The organism is Arthrobacter sp. H14 (genome assembly GCF_000520495.1).
Classification (GTDB): domain Bacteria; phylum Actinomycetota; class Actinomycetes; order Actinomycetales; family Micrococcaceae; genus Arthrobacter_C.
Map to the genome: position 1 here is coordinate 2,523 of NZ_KI914672.1, position 6,033 is coordinate 8,555.

Genomic DNA, 6,033 nt, shown 5'->3' on the forward strand with positions numbered 1-6,033 from the left:
TCTGCGGTCCTGCCGTTGCTGTCCGGTCCTGGACGGTTTTTCCTGCGGTCACGACGGTGGGGGCTGGTTCAGGGGCTGGGAAGCTGGAAACAGATGGGCGGCTGAAATCGGGTTTCGTGGTCGAAGGAACATTAACAGCCGGGCGGGTGGTTGCTGCGGCACGTATGACCGTTGGCACTTCCGGATATGTGGATGAGGTGTCGGTGCCGGGGATCAGGACGGTGGCGATAAGGCTGATCCCAACTGCAGCGATAGAAGCTTTCTTTGCCCGTCCTGCCTGGCGGCTGGCGTATCTCCGGTCGCTGTGTGCGCCATGAGACCGCGGGGAAGAGGCGATGGAGCGGGTTGCCCGGCGGCGTCCGTGTCCGGTGGCGTGAGTCAATAGTTATTCCGTTTCTGCTTCTTGGCCGGTGTTTGTCCTGGAATAACTATGCGGCACTGAGTCCAAGGTATCTGGCCGATTATTTACAAGGCAGTTGAAGTTTTTGATCAGGAAATACCTGCTCCGCGGCATTCCGGGTTTGCGGGTCGTTTCGTCCGGGTGAAAAATGAGGCGGGAGAGGCTGAAACAAACTGCTGAGTCAGCAACACGGTCAGTGTGGCGGCCAGCATGGCAGGTCCGAAGGGCAAGTACCCTTACGGGAAGATCGGGTAAACATCGGCAAAAACAGGCCAGCCCAGGACTGGCACCGAGGATAAACCCGCCGAGCGCGGTGAGGACACGCATTGGTGATGAGGGGCTTGTCGGTTACTGCTTATTCCCGCTCTACGGGAGCAGCATCGGCTGAAAGAACCGTGCGGCGACCAATCCGTTCTGGATGGGGTGTGTACAAGGTTTGAGCAGGAAACGCGCATGTTGGCAAGGCTTGCCGCAGGATCGACCTAAGGAAGCCCGTCCAGCTTCTTTGCCTTGCTAATTTTGAACGGTCAGGGCAAGTCAATGTCTGACGGTCATGTTGTAGACCTCCCGCCTGAATTGAACGGACCCACGTTGTCAGCTATCGCGCGTTTTGTCGTCGTCACTGTCCTGTCCGCTACGGTGTTCTCTGGTGTGGCGCCGGCTGCCTCCGCGGCGCCGCCCCAGCCGCCGCCCGTGGCGGCGACTGGGGATGGCAAGGACGCCCGGTATATTGTCCGTTACACTCCCGGCACTGGTATTGCAGCCGCGGCAGTCGCCCTGCGCGGTAAGGGGATTGGAGTAGGCCGGACGTTCTCAAAAGCGGTGCGCGCCGCCGTTGTCACCGCCACGCCGGCGGAGGCGAAGGCTGTGGCGGGGTCGCCACGGGTGGCGGCCGTTGAAATTGATGCTCCGATGAGTGTTTCTTCCATGCAGAAGCCGGCACCTTGGGGGTTGGACCGTATCGATCAGCATTCACTGCCGCTTTCGGGCTCATACACTTCGGCTGCCACCGGATCAGGAGTCAACGCTTACGTGGTGGACAGCGGTGTGCTCAGCTCCCATGTCGATTTCGGTGGGCGGGTCGCCCCGGGATGGTCTGCTGTCTCCGACGGCAGGGGCACAAGCGATTGCAATGGGCACGGGACCCATGTTGCCGGCACCATCGCCGGCAAAACTTATGGTGTGGCCAAATCCGCGACCATTGTCCCCGTACGGGTCTTCGGGTGCACCGGTTCGGGCTATATGTCTGATGTGGTTGCCGGCTTGGACTGGGTAGCGGGTCACCATGCTGCAGGAGTCCCCGCCGTGGTTAATCTCAGTCTGGGCGGTGCTGCGAGCTCCACGATCGACGCAGCACTTCAGGGCGTTATCAACGACGGCGTGACGGCAGTAGCCGCCGCCGGTAACTCCGCTGTCGATGCCTGTACAGCGTCTCCGGCAAGGCTGCCGGCAGCCTTGACCGTAGCGGCGAGCGATTCCTCCGATCGGCAGGCTTCCTTCTCCAACTTCGGAAGCTGTGTTGATCTTTACGCCCCCGGCGTGAACATTACGTCGAGCTCCTACACCTCCACCACATCAACCGCTTCCATGTCAGGAACCTCGATGGCGGCACCACATACGGCCGGCGCGGCGGCGATCTTGCTCAGCCAACAGCCGGCACTGACCCCCGCACAGGTTGCGGCAACCCTGAACAACGCCGCCACCACCGGCGCAGTGTCCTCCGCCGGCGCCGGAACCCCCAACCGCCTCCTCTATGCCCCTACCGGCGATGCGCCTGTCGCTGCTGCCCCGGCTGCTACACGCCCGACTGCACCAACCAATGTCAAAGCGACCGCCGGGGTAACGTCGGCCAGATTGGCCTGGACCAAGGGCAGTGACGGCGGATCAGCCCTAACCGGCCAAAGGATCGGTGTGCACTCGGGCACGCAGAAAGTCGGTAATGTGGCGGTATCAGCCTCTGCAACCAGCGTGAAGATCACCGGTTTGAGAGCTGGTAAGGCGTACGCTTTCACCGTCACCGCCATCAACAACATCGGCAGCAGCCCCGCCTCCACAAAATCCAATATCATCACTGCGGCCGCTCCGGCGGCAAAGGCTCCGTCCGCCCCAAGGAATGTAAAAGCAACTGCGGGCAGTAAATCAGCGTCACTGTACTGGACCAAGGGCAGCGACGGCGGATCGGCCCTGACCAGCCAAACTGTCACGGCCTACTCGGGGACCAGGAAAATCGGAAGCGTAAAAATCTCAGGAGCCGCAACCAGCGTGAAGATCACGGGTTTGAGAGCTGGTAAGGCGTACGCATTCACGCTCACTGCCACCAACAAGATTGGCAGCAGCCCCGCCTCTGCTAAATCCAATATCGTCACCGTTCGGTACTAAGACACCTCTCCGCCCGTCAAGCACCACCGGCCCCCCTGATGGTGCTACTGCCGGTCCTGCCCGGTTTCCACCAGCGCGAGGGGCTGTCGACAAGGTAAACCCGCAACCACCCGCTGGGGTTCCGGGGTGCGCCGGGAGGGCGCCATTCCGGATCCGGCGGCACTGACGGCACCGGGCCGTTATCGGTCTCTGAACAGGCGAATCCTGAAGCGGCGGCTGTATCGCTGCTTCCGTCCAGGCAGGATCAGTACAAGCTTGTCTGCCAGCGACTGAGAGATACCATAAACCCGCACCGGACGCTTCGTTATGTGAACGCCGCAATCAGTATGGTTGGCGCGGTGGTTCTCGAGCTGGTGGCTTTGCCGGACGTGCTTGTCGGCTTGGACTGCCAGTTCCAGCATGCGTGGGTCTTGGATCAGGTAGCCGTTCGCGGCACGTTCCCATAGCCCCGCCATTACAAGTTCCAAGGCCGTGAGGTCCGTTTCGGCGTGAATACTGCTCAGGTAGTTGTCGGGAACGTAACCGAAATTTCCTTCACAGAGACTGGTTACCGTGGCGTATGCATGCAGGCTCAATGCAGCTTGGGAGATAACTGTTCCGCTGCCGCTGCTGCCTGACACGTCGGCCGCATCGAAGGGGCGGCTGTCCTTGAGGCTGATGAAGCTCTTGTGGTCCTGGTCTTCGAAGTCGTGCGGCATGCGGTCCCCTTGTAGTCCCCAACGGGGCCCTTTTGAAAGAAAACGCCGAAAAGGCTCCTGATATCCAGTTTGCTCCTATGCTGAGCATTTTCATAGGCGTTCATCGCCACTTTGTGCCATTCACCGGCTGCCCTCTTTCTGACATAATCTGGTCAGCAAGTAGGGACCGGGGACCGGAGTGCTCCACAGTGAGTCAGCGACGAAATGCCGGTGGCGTCACACCGCGGGGCAGCGGTGTATGGAAGAGCTGGTCGAAATGTTTAGTTCATCCTGGGTGCGGGGCATCAGCGGGAATTGCGGAAGGGGCAGCGTTTGTGGTTGAGGAGATCTGGCGTACGGATCCACTGACATTGCGTGAGGAGGTGCTGGACCGGGATGCCATGGTCGCCGGGCTGGCTGAGGCGGCGCCGATGGAGCGGGTGTGGATGCTGGCAACATTGGGCCGGGTGGCAGAGGCATCGGATGAAGGCGATGCGATCCTGCGGGAGGCGGATAACAGGTTTGGCCCTTTGCTCCTGCTTGGCTATGTGCGCCTGCGCCAGTTCTATTGGGCCGGCGCCGCCAGCCTGCAGGAGGAGGCGCTCCAGCTTGCGCGTACCCCCGGTGAGGGAGGCCGGCGTGCGGTACCAGGTTGGCAGGCGCTTGTTTGAAGAAGGTAGATACCTCGATTCGGTGCGGGAATTCGGGTGGGCCTGTGATCTACGCCGGACACACGGTTGTTCTGACACTCTCGTCACCAGGTCAGCTTGGGCCAGGGACCGGGCCTTCACACTTTTTCGCAGAACCGGACGCTGAACCGTCGACACAAGCTGGTGCTTGTCCGAATAAACCAGTATTGGTGCAATCGCGGATCCTCCACGTCGTTGTGGCAGGGGAAGGGCGGCGGCTCCGATGCACCGTCCTGCCCCGCGGGGGATCCTGCTGCTCCACTCTGATGAGGATAATCGTCCGCCGTGAGGATGATAGGAAACTGGAGACGGCGCGACCCGGCTCACGGATAGATGCGGCCACGGGACAGAGACCATAAAGCCATCCCGCGACCGCTGCCACGGTCGAATGGGGGAGCCGACCATGACGGGCACAGCTTACATAATCGCCGCCGCCTCATTCTCGGCGTTACCCGTTGCATCTGCGGGGTAACGGCCGATCCTGCATGGTCTGATGGCCGGACAGCCTCTCGCCATCACACCTCGTGCAGGTGGTGTTATCAATGATGGAAATGTCCTTTGTCAGTCTCTTCGGCCTGGGCACCGGGTCGCTGATCGCAGCCGGTGGTTGCAAGTCCAGCATGGCGGCTGGCTGGACGAGGATGGCGGTTAAGGATAGATTTAGCCGCGTTGCCCGTCTTTTCCTTTATGGGGACGAGAGCGAAGGTGGAGTCGGTATATGCCGGGTCGCCGATATGGCCGGCAGGGCCCGTGAAGTTTTCCCCCCAATTTCCTTCACCGGTCCTGCCGGTCTTTTTACTGGCTGCGGAAGCATCTGACAGTGCCCGGCGGTGGTGGTCACCGTTTCAGGCTGATGGTCGGTAGGAAAAGCGTAGACCCCCTTATGGGGCGTCTTCGAAGGCTCCGGCCGGGGTGGGGGTTTCTATCTGGTGATGGCGGGAGAAAGCGGTCGCTTTCTTTTGCGGCTTACATCGCGCTTATCTGTCTTGGCCTGGATGTGCCAGGGGCAGGCCGTTGGGGAGTTTTACGGTGAATTTTGTGCCGGCGCCGGGTTCGCTGGTGCATGAGATGGTTCCGTGGTGGTTTTCGACGATCATTTTCGCAATGGAGAGTCCCAGCCCGGTGCCGGGAATCTTCGTCGTGCCCATGGAGCTGCTGCGGAAGAATTTGGAGAATATCTGGCTGACTTCCGATTCGCTGATGCCTATTCCCTGGTCTTCGACTTCGAGCTGGATGCATCCATCTGTCTTGGAGGCGCGCACGGTGACTGTGCCGCCGTCGGGAGAGTACTTAATCGCGTTTGATATCAGGTTGTCCAGCACCTGCCCGATCCTTAACGGATCTACACTTGCCGGAAGGCTGTCCGGGACATCCTGGACAAGAGTGATTCCGGCCTTTTGCGCGGGCGCTGATATTGAGGTGACTCTCGTTCCTATTATTGCGGCCACGTCGGCCGGGCGGGGGCGGACTGCCGGGGAACCGGAAGCGGTGTCGAGGATCTCCGAAACGAGTGTCAGCAACCGTTCGGCGCTGCTGCCGCCGACGTGGAGATACTCCCTCGCTTGGGGGGATATCTCATTTTCGTCTTCGAGGACAAGGTCGAGGTGGCCGAGGATTGACGTCAGTGGTGTCTGCAGTTCGTGGGCGAGCGTTGAGATGAAGTCGTCCCTGGCCTTTAGGGCGTTAACCAGGTCAGTGACATCAGTAAGGACAATGACAGATCCGCCAGCACGGTCATTATCGGGGTCACTGAAGGTGCGTGCCGTGGCCGTGACCGCCCGCCGGTCTTCGTCACCGCCAACCCACAGTAGATAATTTGAGTAGGATTCACCTCTGGCTGCCCTGTTGAGGGGATGTTCCTGGAGCGGGAGAGGGCCGGACCGGCCGG

The 6,033-nt window shown here is 60.7% G+C and carries 5 protein-coding genes; 3 read left to right on the forward strand and 2 right to left on the reverse strand.

Annotated features, from left to right (window positions below; genetic code table 11):
- The first annotated feature begins 940 nt into the window (after nucleotides 1–940).
- A complete protein-coding gene (locus Y707_RS26745) occupies nucleotides 941–2,779 on the forward strand; it encodes a S8 family serine peptidase (protein WP_162150233.1) in 1,839 nt (612 codons plus the stop codon).
- 179 nt (nucleotides 2,780–2,958) lie between these two features.
- Here the strand turns inward: Y707_RS26745 and Y707_RS0116040 are convergent, their stop codons facing one another.
- Complete coding sequence (locus tag Y707_RS0116040; protein WP_026535835.1) at nucleotides 2,959–3,477, reverse strand: hypothetical protein; 519 nt, start codon at nucleotides 3,475–3,477, stop codon at nucleotides 2,959–2,961.
- A gap of 314 nt (nucleotides 3,478–3,791) precedes the next feature.
- On the opposite strand from Y707_RS0116040, the gene Y707_RS26750 reads away from it, so the two are divergent.
- Together Y707_RS26750 and Y707_RS0116050 are read left to right on the forward strand one after the other, a co-directional pair.
- Nucleotides 3,792–4,127 carry a hypothetical protein gene (locus Y707_RS26750; RefSeq protein WP_051442106.1) on the forward strand — a complete coding sequence of 112 codons (336 nt, stop codon included), beginning with the start codon at nucleotides 3,792–3,794 and terminating at the stop codon, nucleotides 4,125–4,127.
- Nucleotides 4,128–4,687: 560 nt separating this feature from the next.
- Nucleotides 4,688–4,963 carry a hypothetical protein gene (locus Y707_RS0116050; RefSeq protein ID WP_026535836.1) on the forward strand — a complete coding sequence of 92 codons (276 nt, stop codon included), beginning with the start codon at nucleotides 4,688–4,690 and terminating at the stop codon, nucleotides 4,961–4,963.
- 159 nt (nucleotides 4,964–5,122) lie between these two features.
- Here the strand turns inward: Y707_RS0116050 and Y707_RS26755 are convergent.
- On the reverse strand, nucleotides 5,123–6,033 hold a 911-nt coding region (locus Y707_RS26755; protein WP_162150234.1), incomplete at its 5' end, for a sensor histidine kinase.

Coding starts and splice junctions, on each gene's coding strand:
- Y707_RS0116050 (WP_026535836.1), top strand. CDS start 4,688: ATGATGGAAATGTCCTTTGTCAGTCTCTTCGGCCTGGGCACCGGGTCG.
- Y707_RS26745 (WP_162150233.1), top strand. CDS start 941: ATGTCTGACGGTCATGTTGTAGACCTCCCGCCTGAATTGAACGGACCC.
- Y707_RS0116040 (WP_026535835.1), bottom strand. CDS start 3,477: ATGCCGCACGACTTCGAAGACCAGGACCACAAGAGCTTCATCAGCCTC.